The sequence below is a fragment of the Paenibacillus sp. MB22_1 genome, assembly GCF_047200555.1.
Lineage (GTDB): Bacteria > Bacillota > Bacilli > Paenibacillales > Paenibacillaceae > Fontibacillus > Fontibacillus phoenicis.
The window spans coordinates 826,534-846,532 of the sequence record NZ_JBLADV010000002.1; the positions used below are offsets into that span (position 1 = coordinate 826,534).

The window sequence follows — 19,999 nt, forward strand, 5'->3', positions numbered from 1 at the left end:
TCAAGTAAAGAAATGCATAATTGCCCTGCATTTAGGAATGCTATTATTTCGTACCGCGCTCCTCCGACACCTTCATGCGAAGGCGGGCGAGGAAGTCGAGCACGGGGCGCTTCGTTTTGCCAATCAGGCCGATGACTTCGGCACCGATTTGCAGGAAGAAGACCATGACGCAGATGACGACAAACGTCACCCAGTTCGCGTTGTACATCGCAGCCGACGACTGGATCACGGCCAGCACGCCGAAGAAGGCGGCGATACCGTAAATGATCAGCACCGTCTGGCGGTGGCTGAATCCGAGCTCACGCAGGCAATGGTGCAAGTGACCCTTGTCCGGCGAGAAGATCGGCTTCTTCTGCATCCAGCGGCGCACGATGGCGAACATCGTGTCCGAGAGCGGCACGCCGATCAGGATGAGCGGCGTCAGGAACGACACGATCGCAATCTGCTTAAAGCCGAGCAACGATAACAGCGCTAAGCTAAAGCCCAGGAACAGGGCGCCCGAGTCGCCCATGAAGATTTTGGCCGGGTGGAAGTTAAAGTACAGAAATCCGATAATGCTGCCGAGAAGCAGCAAGCAGAGCAGCGCCACCATCACATTGCCCATCAGGAACGCCATAACCGCAATCGTCCCGATCGCGATGGCAGAGACCCCTGCAGCCAATCCGTCCAATCCGTCAATCAGGTTAATGGCATTCGTCACGCCAACGATCCACAGAATGGTGAACGGAATGGCCACCCACGTCTCCACTGCAGCATACGTGTGAAACGGAATATTCGCAAATTCAATCCGGATATCGAACACGAACACGACCACGCAGGCCGTCGCGATTTGAATCAGAAATTTCAGTTTCGCCGGCAAATCGAAGCGATCGTCCAAAGCGCCCAGCAACACGGTAATCGTTCCGCCTACCAGGAAAGCTTTGATGAAGTTCACTTCGCGTACCGTGAATACGTCAGGTAAGAATGGAAGAAGCAGAAAAAACGCGATGACAAAAGATAAAAATATCCCTAAACCACCGAGTCTCGGCATAATTCGTGTATGCACTTTGCGCGCATTGGGCACATCCACGGCGCCGACCTTAACAGCGAATTTCTTTACGAGCGGCGTTAGGCCCAAAGCCAAGCCAAGTGAAACGATAAACCCGATGATATAGATCATCAACATTCAATTTCGACCTCCAATTGTTCTGCACCGGAATGATTATACTCCGATTAAGGAGAAACACCAACCCCGCATTTGCGCAAAAAATCACAGTAATTCATGGAAATCGAGAATTTTAGCCCATTTTCGTAAGGTTTTCTTTCTCCCGCAGCACACGTACGGCGAATTTCGGCAGCGCCAGCATTCTGCGGAAGCGGGTAGGTTCCTTCAACAACCGGTACAGCCATTCCAGCCGAAGCTTCCGGAAGGCCATAGGAGCTCGTTTGGTTCGCCCGGAAATCACGTCGAAGCTGCCGCCGACACCCATCATGACGGGGACGCGCAGAACATCTTTGTACTTGGCGATCCAAGGCTCCTGCGTGTCTGCCCCCCGGGCGACAAACAGCAGATCGGGCGCGGCTTTGACGATCTCATCAATCACTTCCTGGTCTTGATCCGGACCGAAGTAGCCGTCGCGATATCCCGCGATCTTCGTTCCGGGATATTGCAGGGCCAATCGGCGAGCCGTTTCCTTCACGACGTCCGGCGCTGCACCGAGCAGGTACACCTTCCAACCGCGGCGCTCCCCTTGCTTCATCAATTCGTGCAGCAGATCGTACCCTGGCACGCGTTCTGTCACCGGATCGCCGCCTTTTTGCGCGGCCCAGACCAGGCCCGTTCCGTCCGGCACAATCAATTCGGCGGTTTTCATCATCGCTTTATATTCCGGATTCTCAATCGCCGCCATCATCATGATCGGATTGGCCGTAATCACATGGTGCGGCGTCTTGGCGGCGACCACCTCCGTCAAATAAGCGACCGTCTCCTTCATCCCCCATTTGCAGACGGGAACGCCAAAGACCGAAACCGTCGGGATACCTTCCTTGATCATCGTCATCACCTGTTCACCCATCACTTTCGTAAAAATTCAACGATCCGCCGCGCGGGCACCCGTGCCTCCCGCTTCAGTTCGGCAATTTGCGCGGCGTGGGTCTTGCGCCATGTCCCGGCTTCCTGCAGGAGGCGCTCCCCTTCCGCGGCCAAGATCCGCGGATCCAGCTCCTCCGCGGTCCCGACCGGGACGCTTCCGATGCGACCTAAGAAATGGTCGATCTTCGGGTCATACGAGACGCCGAGCAGCGGTACGTTCTGCGAGGCGGCGTAGATCAAGCTGTGCAGCCGCATGCCGATCAGCAGGCTGCACTGGCTGACCTCCCGCAGCATATCCTGCGGGTGCTCCGCCTCTGGCGCGATGCTCACGGTGCAGCCGCGTTCCGCCACATTTCCCAGCCGTTCCATCACGAAACGTGAAGCTTCGTCGTCGCCAGGGAAATGGAAGGGCAGGAAGCGGATATGCACCGGCTTGCGGCGGCAGAGCAGCGAGAGCCCCTCGGCCAGCTGCGTGAGATCGGTTCGCGATGGGTTCCAGAAGCGAACCGATACGCCAACGACCGGCAGCTCGGAAGCGGACTCGCCTTCCTCGCGGTGCCCTTCCGAGGAGCGATCCGCAGGCTCCCGAAGCGTCAGCCCCATCACGGGGTCGGGCACGACCTGGATGGCGTCTTTGCCGCGCAGCCCCATGTCCCGGAGCAGGCTGGCCGATTCCGTATCGCGCACGGAAATATAGTCGCAGCGCCGGAACACCGAAGCGATCAAAGGCCGGAACAGCTTGCGGTTCACCGGTCCGATGCCCTGAGCATACACGAAGGTCGGCTTGCCGAGCCATTGCGCCAGCTTGATGATACCCAGATAATACGGGATCGACTTGATCCCCGTCGCATCCTGCAGCAAGCTGCCGCCTCCGCTGATCAATCCGTCGCTGCTCTTTATAGCCTTCCTTACCTCTCCGAGTTTCATCCGGTGTACAGCTTCCACACCATACGTGCGGCTTGTCCACTCCGGATCGATGGACAGCACAACCGGCTTAATGTCCACGCCCGAGGTAAGTCCTTCTTCTTCCAACGCGGTCAGGATGGATTGAAGCACCGCTTCATCCCCGCTGTTGCGAAACCCGTAATACCCCGACAGAACTATGGTTTTAGCAGTCGTGGCGACCATTTATCCCAGCACCTTTCAATGATTTGCCAAACCAGAACGGCAATCAAACCGATCACAAGACCAAGTCCGAGACCCAGAACATCGCGGATCAACGAAAGCACGGCCGGCGTGTGAATATGTGCGAACGTGTCGACCATCGACAATTGGCCCATCACCGCGATAATCATCGCGAACATCGCCCAGCGATAGCGGAACGCGGCAAACAGACCAACGATAAAGAGCGGATGCGCCAGCAAAAATTCTTTGTTCCGCGGCCGAACACCAAAGGTGTTCTCCAGGAAAGAACGGAAGGCTGCTTCACCCGGAAGCAACGTTCCAGAATTCCCAGTACGGGACAGGTAGTACAGCGCCGCCACTCCAAGTACAGCAGCAACGACTACCCAAAGCACCGTAATTCGCATGCTAAGCCATTTGCGCAATTCCTCCCAAACCGAGTTGCCCCGGTATAAGAAGACATACACGGCGATCAGCAGGATCGGCGCCAAATGCAGCAGGCTGACGCCACGGAATTGATTTAGCACCAAACTATACGTAATGTTGTTCAAGAGTGCGATCACGAACGGTACAGCGAATAGGGACAGCAACGATGTTTTGATATACAACACAATCGTATGCGTCAGCCGCCGACCGCCCGAAAGGTTCGGATGCTTCTCGCGAAGCTCCTGCACCTTGCGGATCGCCAGCACCATCGCAATCGTTGGCGCGCTGATGGCGACGAACAGAGCTAATGCCTGTTCAAGCAATACTGGCTTCAGCACGTACAATCCAGCCGAACCCACCAAACCGATCACAAAAGCTGCCAGCGTAAGCGACGGCAGGAAACAAGAAATCAGCAGCGCCACAAACGCTACGCCCCCAAGCACAACCAGCGCCTTCAGATATCTTTGCCAGCTGGCATCGTGAATTGTGAAGGCTTCGGCTTGTCCCAGCTCAAATCCGTTGTTTTCGATTCGCTGCAACGCATTCCCTGGAGCTTGCAGCGAGCCGATCAGATTATCGATGGGATTCGTAATCGCCGCTTTCGCCACATCTTTGGAAGCCGAAGCGTTCAGGTACACCATCCGGATGTTCCGGTCTTTGGTCGCCAAGACGAACCGGTCGGCCAACGTCATCTTATCTTGGGAAGCTTCCGCATCCGACAAGGAATGCAGGCGCACCACGTTGTAGTCGATCAGGTAAGCCAGCTTGTTGAAGCCTTTTTGCGGCGCCTTCAAATTCTCGATGGCTGCGATGCCGATGTTGTATTTTTTCAGCAAATCCGCAAAGCCCTGAAGACTATGCTTCGATTCATCTTCGTTAAAGCCTTTCACCGCTTCGCCTTCGAACAGAATGCGATTGACCCCGTTTTCAGCGAAAAAGGCCAGCAGTTGATCCATCTCTTCCTGATCATAAGGGATATTGTCCGAAAGCCGCGGCAAAATCGTAAAGCCTTTCTCCCGCAGCATCTCAAACGCCATCGGATCGAGCGGCATCGGCTTCATCATCGCCTCTTCCATGCCCATTCCAATCGCCAGCCCGCCATGATCCTGATACTGCCAGTTCGCCACCGGCACGTCCAGCTTGCGGAATGCCGCTTCGATCATCGGCTTCAACTGCGCTTCGTTCTCCGCACTTGTAAACGCCAAATAGGTGTAATTCCCGCTGTTCGTCACGACGGTACCGTTCAGCTTCGCCAGTTCAAGCGAACTAAACACCATAATCCGGCGCGCTTTAGACAATTCGTCCAGCGTGCTTTCAAACATCGCCATGGTACCTACGCCAGCTTCTTTCAGACGATCCAGCTGCTCATCCAAATACGCCTGCGGATTCGCCTGATACGAGGCGATATCCAACAATCCTCGGTAATTGAAGACGAACTCCACTTTGTTCGCGGAGGATTCCGTCTGAACCCGCTGCGCGATCACCGGCACAGAAGCCAGGATTCCGACAATCACCAAAACCCACAACAATTTTCGGGAAGCGTTATTCCACCGCTGCCAACTTCGAATCACTAAGGTACCTCCTCAAAAATGCATGAATCCACATCTGTTATTTGTATCCCAACCCGCTTGCCGATTATTGATCGACACGGGCGAGAACGTCGTCCTGAATGCGATTCAGACGCGACTTGGCATCTTCCGCAGAAGTGCCGCAAACGCCAAAATAGAATTTGATCTTCGGTTCTGTACCCGAAGGGCGCAGGCAGAACCACGAACCGTCATCCAGCAAGAATTTCAGCACGTTCTCCTTCGGCAATCCGTCCAGGCCTTTCGAGTAATCCAGCACCTCGGATACACGCACGCCGCCAATTTCCTTCGGCGGATTGCTGCGGAAGGCTTCCATCAGCGCCTGGATTTGGGCCAGTCCGTCCTTGCCTTTCAATGTACGGGAAGCCAACGCTTCGCGGTAGTAGCCGAATTGTTGGTACAGCTCCTCCAATACGTCGATCAAGGTCTTTCCTTGACGCTTGTAATACGCTGCCGCTTCACAGATCAACATCGAAGCCACAACGGCATCCTTATCGCGCGCATAGTTGCCCGCCAGATATCCGTAGCTTTCCTCATAACCAAACAAATAAGTATACTCGCCGGATGCTTCAAATTCGTTCATTTTCTCCCCGATATATTTGAAGCCGGTCAGCGTGTTAAATACCGCAGCCCCATAATGACGGGCAATCGCGGCGCCAAATTCGCTGGTTACGATCGTCTTGACGACCGCGCCGTTGTTCGGAAGCGTTCCCCTTTCCTTCATTTGGCTCAATACATAATGAACGAGCAAGGAACCCGATTGGTTACCGGTAAGAATTTCATATTCGCCGTCCCGCGTGCGTACAACCGCCCCCATCCGGTCGGCATCAGGGTCCGTACCAATCAAGATATCCGCTCCCACTTGCTTGCCGAGCTCGATCGCCATCGTGAACGCTTCCCGCTCTTCCGGGTTGGGAGACTTCACCGTTGGGAAATCACCATTCGGCAATTCTTGTTCCTTCACAATGTGTACTTGGGTAAAACCAAGCTTCTCCAATGCGCGGCGAACCGGAAGGTTCCCTGTGCCATGCAGCGGCGTAAAGACAACGACCAAATCCTTAGCGGCGCCGGAAGTCATAAGCTCACGATTGACACTCGTATTCGCCACGGTATCCGCAAAAGCTTCATCCTCATCGGCACCCAGCCATACGAGCAATCCCTTCGCTTCTGCTTCTTCCCGGCTTAACCGTTTGACTTGAGCGAAGGATGCCACTTTCTGAATGCGAGCAATAACCTGCTCCGCTTCATGCGGAACGAGCTGGCCGCCCGTCGAGTTATATACTTTATAGCCGTTGTACTCTGGCGGATTATGACTTGCTGTGATGACGATACCCCCGGTGGCCTTCTGAGCGCGTACAGAGTAGGAGAGCTGCGGCGTTGGGCGCAACGATGGGAACAGCTTGGCTACGATGCCGTTGCCGGCCAGCACCAAAGCAGCTTCCAACGCAAACTCCGGCGAGAAGTGACGGCAATCATGCGCAATGACGACCGAAGGTGCCCCGGCTTGGCCCGCATGCGCTTCCAGAATATATTCGGCAAACCCTTGCGAAGCACGGGCTACCGTATAACGGTTCATGCGGTTGCTCCCCGCGCCGATCACGCCGCGCAACCCGCCTGTCCCAAACTCCAGGTCGCGATAGAAACGGTCCTCGAGTTCGGCCGGGTTATTTTCCAAATCACGCAATTCCTGTTTGGTTGCTTCATCAATCGTTGGGTCTTGCAGCCAGCTCGCCAACTTCTCACGGACGGCATTACTGATTTCAGTCATGATAGGTTCTCCTCCTTAGTGATTACGATTACGCCCGATTAAGACAAGGCGAACATGATGTCTCCCTCGGCAACAATTTTATCGTCCACTTTCGCAATGGCATGGCCTTTACCGATGGAGCCCTTCATCCGGGTCACTTCGACCTCCAAGCGCAGCGTATCTCCCGGAACGACCTGCCCGCGGAAGCGGAATCCATCGAGTCCAGCCAAGAAGCCGATCTTCCCGCGGTTCTCCTCGACGTTAAGAATCGCAACAGCCCCAACCTGGGCCAGCGCTTCCGTAATCAATACGCCCGGCATGACAGGGTATCCCGGAAAATGCCCGGTAAAGAACGGCTCATTAATCGTGACATTCTTAATCCCAACGGCACGTTTGCCTTCCTCCAGCTCAATAATACGGTCCACTAGCAAAAACGGAGGACGGTGCGGCAGAATCTCCTGAATTTGGTTTGTGTTCAACATATGTAAGTCTCCTTTCGATCTATGGCATAAGTTTCGGATTGTGCGCATCCCATCTTGAATAAAAATGCGGGTATCCGGTCACACTGTAGTTATCCTTCGCCTCTGCAGAAGCGAAGGTTAAGATAAGGGGCTTATCCGCAAACGACCTCCCGGTCGATTACGGATAAAGCCCTTTTGACGTTTTTCCTCACCTAAGTCCCCCATCATTATACATTTTTCGCCTACAAAAAGAAAACTCCCGTCAGCCGAGAGTTTGTGGACATTTTTGTTATTTTTGCTCAGTTTCTACTATATAATAGCGGCCATCTGGATGCCCTTTATGGAGCAAAGACCAGATCAAATACATGCTTCCAAGTTGCCCAGTGCCATATATCGGACATCTCTTGTTTGCCGAACACAACATACCCAACGACCATACCTGCCGCCAGAGCCGCAACAAGAACGAGCAACACGAGCACGATCTTCAGGATGACGATCCAGGCCGGCCGTTTGCTCACCGGTTGACTGTCTTCACTCATGAAGCATCCCACCTATCCGCGCAAGTTGTTGGCTAGACCCATCATCGTTTCACCCGAGGTTAGCGCGCGAGCTGTCAATTGGTAGGCGCGCTGCACCTGAAGCATTTCCGCCATCGCTTCCGTCATATCAACGTTAGAGGCTTCCAGCGCCCCTTGGCGCAAGCTGGCCCGTTGTCCCGTCGGCAGGGTGAGGTTGTCCACCATCACGTCGGCAGGGGTAACACCATTGGCCAGGATAAAGAGGTTCCCGTCCTTCTGAACGAGTGACTCCGGCTTCTCAGCCTTCAACAAGGCGATTCGTCCCACTTCCGTTGTGCCTTCCCCATTGGTGGCCAGGATATTCCCGTCAGCGTCAATGCTCAGCTTGGCATCGGATGGGAACGTGATCGGATCCCCTTCAGCGTTTAAGACCACATACCCTAGTTGATTCACCAAGAAGGCTGACTCGGCATCATCCGGATCCGGTTGAATGTGAAAATCCCCGCCCCGGGTATAGGCAACGACACCTTCCGGCGTCAACACACTAAACATCGCATTGCCTTGAATGGCCAAATCCGTCAAATTGCCGGTCTCTTGAATCGAGCCCTGGGCATAATTGACGGTGACCTGCGACATTCTGGAGCCAAAACCAAGGGTGAACCCGGACGGTGTAGCCCGGCCCGGCAGATTCAGATCGGAAGTCTGGTTCTGCACCCGGGTCAGCGTGTCTTCAAAGTTGGCTTCTTTTCGTTTATACCCTACTGTGTTCGCATTGGCGATATTATCGGCCAGCAAGTCCAAACGCTGTTGAATGCCGCTCATCGATACCATCGCGCTGATGACGGTGTTATTCATGCCGCACCTCCTGTATTAAGCAAAAGCAACCGCACATGATCATTGTACTTTGCCAATTTCATTAACCGCTTTATCCAAGCTTCTATCATAATATTGAATGATTTTTTGGTTGGATTCATAAGCTCGTTGCGCAGCCAGCAAATCCACCATGGATTGGGCGGTATCGACATTGGATACCTCAAGATAGCCTTGGCGTACCACAGCCCCATCCGCTCCAGCCACCAGCTCACGTACTCCCGCCGCCTCTTCATCCGCCACCCGGAAGACGCCGTTGCCTTCACGGACAAGCTGGTAAGGCTGTTCTACCACTGTAATTCCCAAGGCACCCAGATTCACCAGGGCACCGGTATTATCCACTGCCGTTAAATTTCCGGCTTCATCGCTGGACAACGTGTCCACGGACAAGCCTGCATTCAGGATGATCGGATTGCCGTCAGTGTCCAGCACCCGATAACCGGTGGACGTTCTCAGCTCTCCCGCCGCATTCACCGTAAAGCTGCCGTCCCGGGTATATCGTACATTCCCCTCGTTATCCGCAACGGCGAAAAAGGCCTGCGGCTGATAGATCACTTCGCCGTCCTCTGTGACGAATTTACCGGAAGCGTCAAACGCATAAGGCTCACCCGTTGCCGGGTCATTCAAGCTAAGCTGCGAGATCAAGGCAAAATCGGTATTCTTTCCGGTTTCCTTCAAATCCCCTTGTGTAAACGCCGGCAGGCTCTCTTCCGCAAACACCCCGGTTACCAGCTTCCCGATTTGCTTGTTGTTCCCGGACTGCTTGTCCCCCATCAAGGAAATCAGCATTTCGGGAAAAGAGCGCGCTACGGTATTCACCGATTTGTAGCCCGGTGTGTTGAGATTGGCGATATTCTGCGTAACTGTATCATGCCGCCGTTGTTCGGCGATCATGCCGGATGCTGCGGTATAGAGACCTCTTAGCATGACTTACCTCCAAACGCTATGTATTCTAAATGCCCTATTCCTCGGGCAATTCATTCCTTCTTTATTTTATCGGACGATCAGAACTTTCTTCTTAGCACCTTGTCCAAATTATCGAGCATAATCCCCGTACCCTTTACCACACAGTGCATCGGATCTTCCGCAATGAGCACCGGTACGTGAAGCTCTTCGGCAAGCAGCTCGTCCAACCCGTTCAGCAGAGCGCCTCCTCCGGTCAAAATCACGCCGCGGTCAATGATGTCGGCGGACAATTCCGGCGGAGTGCGCTCCAGCACCGATTTGGCAGTGGCAACAATGGAGGATACCGGATCAGCCAGGGCCTCCTGGATTTCTTTCGCCGTGATCGTCACGGTCAGCGGCAGTCCGGACACCATGTCCCGTCCGCGGATATCCATCTCCGCCTGCCGTCCGTTCGGGTGCACCGTTCCGATTCCAATTTTGATATCCTCTGCTGTCCGTTCCCCGATCAACAGCTTGTACTTCGTTTTAATATATTTAATGATGGCAGCATCAAACTTGTCCCCAGCGACTTTAAGTGACGAGGCCGTGACGATGTCTCCCATGGAGAGCACCGCCACATCCGTCGTCCCGCCGCCGATATCGACAACCATGTTGCCGCTCGGTTCGAAAATATCCATGCCAGCCCCAATTGCAGCCGCTTTAGGTTCTTCTTCTAAATACACTTCTTTGGCACCGCTGTGTTCGGCGGCTTCGCGAATCGATTTCTGCTCGACCGACGTAATGTTCGTTGGCGCGCAGATCAGAATTCTCGGATGGCTGTACCAGCTTCGCCCGCCCACCCGGTCAATAAAATACTTCAACATCGTTTCCGTAATTTCAAAATCGGCAATGACTCCGTCCTTCAAGGGACGAATTGCAGTGATATTTCCAGGCGTACGACCTACCATCCGTCTAGCTTCCTCACCGACGGCCAGTACCCGTTTCCCGTCGCTGTCAATGGCGACAACGGAAGGTTCGTCAAGTACGACTCCCTTCCCCTTGATATGAATTAGCACATTGGCCGTGCCTAAATCAATCCCAATATCCTTGCCCATCATTCGATCCCCCAAAGCGTATTTTTGTAAATCACGGAAAGGACGTAGCGGTCCTACCTCATGTGATATGGCAGAAGCGTCCCGCTGACTAGGTGTTGTTTATCGACAAAAGTCGAAGAATATCGCGAAATTTCGGGATAAATGGATGAAAATCCACATCATCTTATACCATATTTAAAAATACCATACTTTAGGGGATTGATTCAATGATTATCGTTCGATGAGTGAACTAAATAAATTCATTACTCATTAATTAACGGAGCTAATCACCTCACGTTTGGATTGACCTTTTTTCTTATACTTGATCTTCGTTGCTTCACCGCCGCGCAAGTGTCTAATCGATTTGTGATATTCGAGAATGTGCTTCACCTGATCCGCTAAATCCGGATTAATCTCCGGCAAACGTTCGGTTAAATCCTTGTGCACCGTGCTTTTCGAAACGCCGAATTCCTTGGCGATCGTCCGAACTGTGTGCCGTGTCTCCACGATGCACCGTCCAATCTTTATCGTCCGTTCCTTGATGTAATCGTGCACGCTCCCGCCTCCCTCAACTCGAGATAGTTTGGTACATTATATGAGGGGCGGGCTTAGATATTCTTTGTTTCCAAGCGTGACAAGCCTTTGCGGGGCCTTTTATTTTACCGTTGGTTACTAAGGGAGTAGCTGCAGCTCGGTTGGACAAGTGAAGTGAAGTGCGTAAAACGGAGTAATGGAGTTACCATCTTCATGCTTCATAAAGGACTTTTTTGGCCTTATTTGGGCGTTCGAGCTTGATCTGCACGAGATAAGGACAAAATAGGCTCTTATTTGTCTCGATCCTCAGGAAAACAAGCCTTATGAGGCTTGGATCAAAAAAATAAGGCCAATATTTTCCCTTATTTACTCGGGAAGCCGGAATTTCCGGTAAATAAGGCCTTTTTGTACCCTTATTGCGAATGAGGACAAAAAAACGGAGAGCTCTTCGCTCTCCGTCAGGCCTGCTGCCGTAGTCCTCGATGTTTGGATCGGCTGGCAGTGCCTTACATGGGATGGATGGGTTATTGCAAAACGTTAGTTTTTCGGAAGTACGGATTCCGGATTCACCAGCTCGCCATTTTCATAAATTGCAAAATGGACGTGGTTGTCGAGATCCTTCTCCACTTCGTTGCGGCCGGCGCTGCCGATAATGTCGCCTTGCTTCACTTCGGCATCCTTCTTCACCTTAACTTCGCCTAAGCTTTCGTATACCGTCTTCAGGTTGTTAGCGTGCGTAATTTCCACCACGTACCCGAGGAGCGGCACTTCTTCAACCCGCGTCACTTTCCCGCTCATGGCAGCCGTGACTTCGAAAGGCTTACGGTCTTCGCGCGCCAAGTCGATCCCGGTGTTTGGCGTAAACGTATCGTTGTACTGCACCAGGGCGGCTTGATGTTCTTCGGCCGTGCCATCCTTCTCATAGAACGGCTTCACCACACTAACTTCGGCGGCATTCACTACCGGCCAAGCGAGATCTTCGGAGGAGGCGATGACTTCGGTTGCTTCTTCCTCTGTCGTTCCCTCTCCCGTTGCGGCTTCCTCTTCGCCAGACAGGTTTACGGTGTCGGTCACGCTGGCGGGGGTCGAGTCCATCGGCTTGTTGCTCGCATCCTGGTAGACCCACACTAAGGTTAGTATAATTGCCGCTGCCGCCACATACGCTGCCGGGTAAACCCATCTCTTTGACAATAATCTCTTCCACGCGGATACCGGCTTCACCGGTTCTCCCAGTCCCATTTTAGGAGATTCCTCGTGACTTGTTTTTTTCTGGTTTTCATTCATTTGCTCATCACCTCAGTAACCAGTGTTACCGGGGTGAACTCTTTTATACTTCGTCTATATACTTTTTTTTCAGAAAAAAGAGAAACTTCGCATTCAAGCCACTACTTGAGAAAATGGGAGACCTGCTGAAACGAGATTCCCGTGTAGTAGTGTTTGAGGATTTGCGTGGTTGTATAACCCTCTTTCGCCATCCCGTTCGCTCCCCACTGGCTCATGCCAACGCCGTGGCCGTAGCCATAGGTGGTGATCTTCACGGTATCGCCGGCCACCGCCAGCGTAAACTGGCTGGAGCGAAGGTCCAGCTTCTCCCTAACTTCCCGGCCGGTGTACACCTTATCGCCGATGCGAATTTCTTTCACCCGACGCCCGGTGGTCCAAGAGAGGATCTTAAACAGCTTGTCGGCACTCAGCTTCGACGCCGCCGCTTTGGCTTGGGCTTCCCCCTGATCCAGCGCAGCTAATGCGGTCTGCACCGGTTCCGGCACTTTCTGTCCCAGCTTGGCGTAAAGCTGGGTGAGCGGCATTTCCACGGTTTCGCGGTTGTTCGGATTGATCGCCGCATCCCATGGGCTAGGCACGCTGCGCAAATAAGGAATTTTCAGCGACCAATATTCCTCGGAGTTCTCCGTGTATCCGCCGCTGGAAGAGAAGAAGGAAGCGGTGATCGGCTGTCCGCGGAACGTCATGACGATTCCTGCGGTCTGCCGGACGGCTTGACGCAGCTTCTCCAGCTCTGCGCCCTTCCCCCGGCTTGGCCACTCTTCCAATTCCGCACGGGGGAGATAGACTTGATGTTCAATGGTGTCGTTGACATCCGCATCTTTGCTCCCGGTGCCTGAGGGTTCTCCAGCGGCCAGCCGCTGGACGATAAAGGTGCGCGCCGCGATGGCCTGCGCTTTGAGTGCCGCGAGCTCGAAGTCCGCCGGCATCTCGGCGGCGAGCACGCCGGTGACGTATTGCTCGAGCGGCACGGTCTCGACCACGCCGGTGCGCGTGAGATAGACGCGCACCGGCGGCCCGCCCGCGGCCGCCGCGTCAGCGGCGTCCGGCTGCGCGGGCGGAGCCTCCGCGCGAGCCGCGTCCTGCGGGCGCGGCTCCGCTGCCGGCGGCACGGCGGCAGACGGCGTCTGCGCCGCCGCCGGGTCGTGGCGCACGGCGGGCGCCTGCGCCGTGCGCCACGCGATCAGCGCTGGCAGCAGCAGCGCCAGCGCGATCAGCGCCGCCGCCACAGGGGCGGCGCCGGTGCCGCCGAACCATCTCCTGCCCAGGCGGGAGATGGTTCGGCCCGGCCGCGTGCGGACGCTTACGCGCACGCGGGTCTCCGGCGGCACTGCTCGCAGCGGTTGTGCCGCCAAAGGTACCCCGCGGGCACCCTCTAGCCCAGCCCTCGCATATTCTGCATCTGCCGGCCTCTCGCTTCCCCCACTTCCTTGCTTCGCGACTCCTCCCTGCCCTAGTTCCTGCTTCAATTCAACTGCTTGTTCCGATTTTGGACGAACCTTCATCATGGATACGGGTGCCGACACTGTGGTTGTTTTCGCTTCGTCATGCCCTAAAGGGCGGATCGCTGCCTTATTGTCTATCTGAAGGTTGCTGCTTTCTTCTTGATTTTGCTTTACCTCTCGGCGAGGTGCCACATTGATTTTTACTGCCTGAGATCGTTCCTGCATCGATTGATTCCCCCCCGCCCTCATCATGCTGCCGTGCTAGCGAGCTAGTAACCTAGCTTTCTGCCCTTATATCGTTTGCCCGCTATACTTATAGATATGAGTTTTGAGGAATTGATAGAACACAAAAAAAGGACCCGATTTCTCGAATCCTCTGCAAGTACTTCTATATTTATAGAAAAAGGAATGCCGGAAAAACGCTCTTGATCATTGGCGCCGCCGGAGGAGTTGGTTCTATCGCGACGCAACTCGCCAAGCATGCCGGACTTACGGTGATCGGCACGGCTTCCCGTCCTGAATCGGTGAAATGGGTGAAGGAGCTTGGTGCCGATGAGGTCATCAATCACTTTGAACCTTTTGTTCCCCAACTCCAAGCGCTGGGGTATGAACATGTTGACTATATCTTTTGCTTGAATACCGTAGAAAAACACTGGAAGAACATGGGGGCGGCATCACCCTGTTGCAGCAGAAAAGCTATCCCCCATCAACGCCGCCAATCTCCGCAAAGCCCATGCGCTCATCGAGACCGGAAGAACGATTGGCAAAGTGGTGCTGGAGCATTTCAGCTAAAGAAAAAACCATGCCGACGGCATGGTTTATCTTACATCTATGAACTTCACCTTAAGCCCAAGAGGGCTGAATTTTCAATACCGGGATTTCCTCTTTGGCAGCAGCCGATACTTTCTCGGTTTCCGGAGCGGTCTCTTCGACCGAAATGCGCCAAATGTCCGCGCCCAGGCCGGACAGCTTCTCGGCCAAATCCACGTATCCCCGGTCGATATGATGCGTCCCGCTGACTTCCGTCGTTCCGTCCGCTGCCAATCCAGCTAAGATCAGTGCCGCTCCGGCACGAAGGTCGGTGGCGCAAACCTTAGCTCCGCTGAGCTTATTGCTCCCGGAGATAATCGCGCTGCGTCCTTCCACCTTAATGTCGGCATTCATTAAACGGAACTGATCCACGTGCATAAAGCGGTTTTCAAATACCGTCTCGGTAATGACACTAGCCCCTTCGGATACGAGCAGCAACGCCATCATTTGCGCTTGCATGTCGGTCGGGAAGCCCGGATACGGCAACGTTTTAACATCCACAGCTTTCAGCGGTTTGTCTGCAATCACACGTACTCCGTTCTCCTGTACTTCCACGGTAACGCCCATTTCCTCAAGCTTGGAAATGACCGGTCCCAAGTGATCGGCAATCGCACCTTCAACAAAGACGTTCCCACCGGTAATGGCCGCAGCGACCATAAACGTACCCGCCTCGATCCGGTCCGGGATCACCGTATGCTCGCATCCACGCAACCGTTCGACGCCTTCAATCCGAATCATGCCCGTTCCCGCTCCGCGGACAACGGCTCCCATACTGTTCAAGTAGTTCGCCAAATCAACGATTTCCGGCTCTTTGGCCGCATTTTCAATAATGGTCGTGCCTTCCGCCAAGGTTGCCGCCATCATAATGTTCTCCGTTGCACCTACGCTGGCAACGTCCAAATAAATCTTGGCTCCGCGGAGGCGGCCGTTCGTCTTGGCTTCGATAAACCCGTGGCCGAGGGTGATCTCTGCACCCATCGCTTCGAAGCCCTTCAGATGCTGGTCAATCGGTCTGGTCCCGATCGCGCAGCCACCCGGGAGGGAAATCCGGGTGAATCCCATTCTTGTTAACAACGGACCCATGACAAGAAAAGACGCCCGCATCTTTCGCACCCATTCATAAGGCGCCTCGCAAGAAGCGATTTGCCGCGCATCAACAGTAATGACCTCTCGGTCATAGGTAACGGCTGCTCCTAGCGACTCTAACACTTTATTAATGGTCATTACATCGTCAAGAGGGGGCGCATCGCGAATGACGCTGACTCCTTCTTCACCCAGTAAAGACGCTGCAATGATCGGTAGCACTGAATTTTTAGCACCGCTGACTTTTACGTTCCCGGCCAAAACATTGCCACCGCGGACGATAAATTTGCTCATCATGGTTCCCTCCGCGCGTTCATTTTCACTTTTTTTCCCGATTTGGAAAAAGATTTACCTGGTTCATTCCCTAAATTTCATCATATCACCGGTCATTTAAGGCACACAAGGCTCCAATCTTGTCGAAAAAGCGTGTTTTGGCACAGAAATCGCTTCTTGCCCCGATTATGGACATGCTCTCGAGTTGTAGTCCTTATTCACCATTGTTGACACAATGAAATGATGTTATTCGACAATTTCCTTCCTGATCTGTCTGTAGACGAACCCCACAAACACTCAGTTTAATGCTCAAAACATATACTTCAGCATTTGGGTATATTGCCAATAATCCATAATAAAAGCGGCTACGAAACGGCCTAATACGATCGCCAACAGCAGGTGCAGCAGCTTGCCCTGCGGGCTCTTAGGGTGCCGGATCAATAAATCCAGCTTCAAGTTCTGCAGCGCCCACCATGACAGCACCACACAGGCCAAGGAGACGAGGATCGCTGTCAAGCCGTTTACACCAACCGAAGCCGCTACCTGGTCGACGGGATTCATAATAAATCCTCCATCACGTTTATATTTATGCAGCAAGTACCTAAACGGTTAATCTTCCCCTTTGACGCTGACACATCAATCCAAGTTGCACAGGGACGTATTTATATATCGGTTACTATCCTGTAAAAATATAGACCTTATATATCATACTTGGCATCGCCGTAATAATCCAGCTTTTCTTTGTAATGCAAAGGCTTCCAACGGCATCTATTACCAAAATATCATTCTGGCGTCATTCTGAAAGAAAAAACAGGCACCTCAAGAGGTGCCCGTTATTTTGCAGTCTATTGCTGTTTGCGGCTGCTGACCACGTTAATCCGGGTCACCGCCCGTTGCAGCGCCAGCTCTGCGCGGCGATGATCGATACGGTCCTGGTTGCTGCGATTCGCCAAACGGCGTTCCGCACGCTCACGTGCCGCGATGGCCCGCTCCAGGTCGATCTCTTCCGGCAGCTCTGCGCTTTCGGCAAGCACGATCACCTTATCGCCCTGTACTTCGATAAATCCACCGTGTACGGCGATATACGTCTCTTCCTTGCCTTTTTTCGCAACGACCGGAGCCACTTGCAGCGGAGTCACGAGCGGAATATGGCCCCGCAAAACGCCAAACTCCCCTTCAAGACCGCGAACCGTTAAGCTGTCAACCTCTTTCGAGAACACCACATGCTCCGGCGTAACGATTTCCAATAAAAAGGTGCTCAAGTATTATCCCTCCTGTTCGTGGGACAGTTCATTTCTGAAGCATCCGGATTCGGCTTCGAATTACAGCGTTTTGGCCTTTTCGACAGCTTCTTCAATCGTTCCTACGAACAGGAACGCCGCTTCCGGAAGATCGTCATGCTTGCCTTCCAAAATTTCTTTGAAGCTGCGGACCGTCTCGGCGATCGGCACATATTTCCCTTTAATCCCCGTAAACTGCTCAGCCACGTGGAATGGCTGCGACAGGAAGCGTTCGATTTTCCGGGCACGGGCAACAAGCGTTTTATCGTCGTCGGACAATTCATCCATACCAAGGATCGCGATAATATCCTGCAGTTCTTTATAACGAGCCAAGATTTGTTTTACGCCTTGGGCTACGGCATAGTGCTCTTCGCCCACGATCTCCGGCGTCAGAATCCGCGAGCTGGAAGCCAGCGGGTCCACGGCCGGGAAGATCCCTTTCTCGGAAATTTTCCGCTCCAAGTTCGTCGTTGCGTCCAAGTGAGCAAACGTCGTAGCTGGAGCCGGGTCCGTATAGTCGTCCGCAGGGACGTAGATCGCTTGAATCGAGGTAACGGAACCTTTCTTCGTCGAAGTGATCCGTTCTTGCAGTTGACCCATTTCCGTTGCCAGCGTCGGCTGGTAACCTACTGCGGAAGGCATCCGTCCGAGCAACGCGGATACCTCAGAACCCGCTTGCGTAAACCGGAAGATGTTGTCGATGAAGAGCAATACGTCGCGGCCTTCTTGGTCGCGGAAGTACTCCGCCATCGTCAGACCCGTCAAGGCAACGCGCAGACGTGCACCTGGCGGTTCGTTCATTTGTCCGAAGACCATCGCCGTTTTCTCAATAACGCCGGATTCCGTCATTTCCATGTAAAGGTCGTTCCCTTCACGGGTACGTTCCCCTACACCGGCAAATACGGAAATCCCGCCGTGTTCGTGCGCGATGTTGTGGATCAGTTCCTGAATCGTAACGGTTTTACCTACGCCGGCACCGCCAAACAGACCGATCTTACCGCCTTTGGCATATGGCGCCAACAGGTCGATAACCTTGATCCCGGTTTCCAGCATTTCCGCTTGCGTCGACAGATCTTCGAACTTCGGCGGTTCGCGGTGGATGGGGTATCTCAATTCGCTGTTCGTTTCACCTTTGTTATCAATCGGCTCACCCAGCACGTTAAATACGCGGCTCAATGTTGCCGAACCAACTGGAACCGAAATCGGCGCTCCTAAGTCGATTGCTTCCGTACCGCGCACAAGGCCGTCCGTCGAGGCCATCGCGATACAACGAACGAGGTTATCGCCCAGATGATTGGAAGCTTCCAGAACCAAAGCAGACTGGCCGTCTTGCTTCTCAATTTTAATTGCGTTATAGATTTCCGGAAGTTGACCGCGCTCAAATTCGATGTCAACAACCGGACCCATTACGCTGACAACGCGTCCTTTGTTCATCTTCGTTTCCCTCCTAAAATTGCTGCCCGGAACGATCAGCCTTGTGCGTTAGCTCCGGCCACGATCTCCGTAATTTCTTGCGTAATCGCCGCTTGACGAGCGCGGTTGTACGTCAGGGTAAGTTCATTAATCATCTTCGTCGCGTTTTTGGTCGCGCTGCCCATCGCAGTCATTTTCGCACCAAGCTCACTGGCTTTACCGTCAAGAAGCGCACCAAAGATCAACGTTTCGGCATATTTCGGAAGAAGTACTTCTAATACGCCCTCCGGCGAAGGTTCATACTCATAGCTGCTGACCGGGCCCTCGCTCTCCACCGAATCAAAGGGGAGAAGACGCTCCACGGTTGGCAGTTGGGTAATCGCATTGATGAACCGGTTATAGCAAACGTAAATTTCGTCGAATCGTTCGGTTTCGAAGCCTTGCACCGCTGCATAGGTCAACGACTTAATATCCGCAAATCTCGGAGAGTCCGAAAGCTCAGTTACTTCATGAACAACCGGATAATTGCGGCGTTTGAAATAGTCTCTGCCTTTGCGGCCGATGACAAACAGTTCGTATTCCGAAGTCGAGGTGTGGCGAGAACGGATCAAATCCGTGACTTTCCGCAAAATATTTGCGTTATATCCGCCAACCAAACCACCGTCGGACGTGATCACGATATAAGCGGTCCGCTTAACCGGACGCGACACGAGCATCGGATGGCTGACGCCTTGAGAGGCAGCCGCGATGCTGGATACAACCTCTTTCAGCTTCTCCGAGTATGGCCGAGCCGCCTGCGCTCTCTCCTGCGCTTTCCGCAGCTTCGCCGAGGCTACCATTTCCATCGCTTTGGTGATTTGCCGGGTGTTCTGAACGCTTTTAATCTGACGCTTGATTTCGCGCATCCCTTTTGCCATGATTTCACCACCTTAAAACTTTGGCAGAGCCAAAGTTACTTCGTAAGCATGTGCTTAGTTTTGGCGAAGCCAAAACTAACTTCGTAAGCATTTGCTTAACTTTGGCAGAGCCAAAGTATTTTTACACAAAGGCGTAAACCGGCATTGCGCTTAGCCAAGGCCGGTTTGCCGCAAGAACAT

Annotated in this window: 18 protein-coding genes and 1 pseudogene; 1 reads left to right on the forward strand and 18 read right to left on the reverse strand. The window is 53.5% G+C overall.

Features of this window, described 5'->3' with window-relative positions; genetic code table 11:
* Positions 1-43: 43 nt before the first annotated feature.
* The 13 genes from ACL02P_RS15640 to spoIID form a co-directional block, all read right to left on the reverse strand.
* On the reverse strand, positions 44-1,165 hold the full coding sequence (locus ACL02P_RS15640) for a glycosyltransferase family 4 protein (protein WP_260071700.1): 1,122 nt from the start codon (positions 1,163-1,165) through the stop codon (positions 44-46).
* Positions 1,166-1,277: 112 nt separating this feature from the next.
* The gene (locus tag ACL02P_RS15645; protein WP_412837681.1) at positions 1,278-2,039 is read right to left on the reverse strand and encodes a WecB/TagA/CpsF family glycosyltransferase; all 762 of its coding nucleotides are present in this window, start codon (positions 2,037-2,039) and stop codon (positions 1,278-1,280) included.
* A gap of 14 nt (positions 2,040-2,053) precedes the next feature.
* Positions 2,054-3,199: a polysaccharide pyruvyl transferase CsaB gene (gene csaB, locus ACL02P_RS15650; RefSeq protein WP_339300483.1), complete on the reverse strand. Its 1,146-nt coding sequence runs from the start codon at positions 3,197-3,199 to the stop codon at positions 2,054-2,056.
* Positions 3,172-5,190, reverse strand: a complete 2,019-nt coding sequence (locus ACL02P_RS15655) for a DUF5693 family protein (protein ID WP_412837682.1) — start codon at positions 5,188-5,190, stop codon at positions 3,172-3,174. Before ACL02P_RS15655 ends, csaB begins: the two co-directional genes overlap by 28 nt.
* A 64-nt stretch (positions 5,191-5,254) precedes the next feature.
* Complete coding sequence (locus ACL02P_RS15660) at positions 5,255-6,973, reverse strand: phospho-sugar mutase (RefSeq protein WP_412837683.1); 1,719 nt, start codon at positions 6,971-6,973, stop codon at positions 5,255-5,257.
* A gap of 38 nt (positions 6,974-7,011) precedes the next feature.
* Positions 7,012-7,434 carry a 3-hydroxyacyl-ACP dehydratase FabZ gene (gene fabZ / locus ACL02P_RS15665; RefSeq protein WP_260071705.1) on the reverse strand — a complete coding sequence of 141 codons (423 nt, stop codon included), beginning with the start codon at positions 7,432-7,434 and terminating at the stop codon, positions 7,012-7,014.
* A gap of 317 nt (positions 7,435-7,751) precedes the next feature.
* Positions 7,752-7,952, reverse strand: coding sequence for a DNA-directed RNA polymerase subunit beta (locus ACL02P_RS15670; RefSeq protein ID WP_260071706.1), 201 nt, complete (start codon positions 7,950-7,952; stop codon positions 7,752-7,754).
* Between the two features lie 12 nt (positions 7,953-7,964).
* Positions 7,965-8,786, reverse strand: coding sequence for a flagellar hook-basal body protein (locus ACL02P_RS15675; protein WP_412837684.1), 822 nt, complete (start codon positions 8,784-8,786; stop codon positions 7,965-7,967).
* Between the two features lie 39 nt (positions 8,787-8,825).
* Positions 8,826-9,728 carry a flagellar hook-basal body protein gene (locus ACL02P_RS15680; protein WP_412837685.1) on the reverse strand — a complete coding sequence of 301 codons (903 nt, stop codon included), beginning with the start codon at positions 9,726-9,728 and terminating at the stop codon, positions 8,826-8,828.
* A gap of 77 nt (positions 9,729-9,805) precedes the next feature.
* A complete protein-coding gene (locus ACL02P_RS15685; RefSeq protein WP_009223752.1) occupies positions 9,806-10,804 on the reverse strand; it encodes a rod shape-determining protein in 999 nt (332 codons plus the stop codon).
* A 246-nt stretch (positions 10,805-11,050) separates the two neighbouring features.
* Entirely contained in the window at positions 11,051-11,335 is a 285-nt protein-coding gene (gene spoIIID / locus ACL02P_RS15690) for a sporulation transcriptional regulator SpoIIID (protein WP_009223751.1), read from the reverse strand.
* Positions 11,336-11,851: 516 nt separating this feature from the next.
* Positions 11,852-12,598, reverse strand: a complete 747-nt coding sequence (locus tag ACL02P_RS15695) for a M23 family metallopeptidase (protein WP_009223750.1) — start codon at positions 12,596-12,598, stop codon at positions 11,852-11,854.
* A gap of 101 nt (positions 12,599-12,699) precedes the next feature.
* Positions 12,700-14,268: a stage II sporulation protein D gene (gene spoIID, locus ACL02P_RS15700; RefSeq protein ID WP_412837686.1), complete on the reverse strand. Its 1,569-nt coding sequence runs from the start codon at positions 14,266-14,268 to the stop codon at positions 12,700-12,702.
* A 182-nt stretch (positions 14,269-14,450) separates the two neighbouring features.
* Here spoIID and ACL02P_RS15705 point away from each other — a divergent pair.
* Positions 14,451-14,835 (forward strand): annotated as a pseudogene (locus ACL02P_RS15705) (zinc-binding dehydrogenase); the annotation flags it as partial.
* A gap of 51 nt (positions 14,836-14,886) precedes the next feature.
* Here the strand turns inward: ACL02P_RS15705 and murA are convergent.
* The 5 genes from murA to atpG form a co-directional block, all read right to left on the reverse strand.
* The gene (murA, locus tag ACL02P_RS15710) at positions 14,887-16,230 is read right to left on the reverse strand and encodes a UDP-N-acetylglucosamine 1-carboxyvinyltransferase (RefSeq protein WP_036644207.1); all 1,344 of its coding nucleotides are present in this window, start codon (positions 16,228-16,230) and stop codon (positions 14,887-14,889) included.
* 288 nt (positions 16,231-16,518) lie between these two features.
* The gene (locus ACL02P_RS15715; RefSeq protein WP_009223746.1) at positions 16,519-16,770 is read right to left on the reverse strand and encodes a DUF1146 family protein; all 252 of its coding nucleotides are present in this window, start codon (positions 16,768-16,770) and stop codon (positions 16,519-16,521) included.
* Positions 16,771-17,054: 284 nt separating this feature from the next.
* Positions 17,055-17,471: a F0F1 ATP synthase subunit epsilon gene (locus tag ACL02P_RS15720; RefSeq protein ID WP_412837687.1), complete on the reverse strand. Its 417-nt coding sequence runs from the start codon at positions 17,469-17,471 to the stop codon at positions 17,055-17,057.
* Positions 17,472-17,531: 60 nt separating this feature from the next.
* The gene (atpD, locus tag ACL02P_RS15725) at positions 17,532-18,923 is read right to left on the reverse strand and encodes a F0F1 ATP synthase subunit beta (RefSeq protein WP_016314169.1); all 1,392 of its coding nucleotides are present in this window, start codon (positions 18,921-18,923) and stop codon (positions 17,532-17,534) included.
* Between the two features lie 35 nt (positions 18,924-18,958).
* On the reverse strand, positions 18,959-19,819 hold the full coding sequence (gene atpG / locus ACL02P_RS15730) for an ATP synthase F1 subunit gamma (protein WP_028538170.1): 861 nt from the start codon (positions 19,817-19,819) through the stop codon (positions 18,959-18,961).
* Positions 19,820-19,999: the final 180 nt, after the last annotated feature.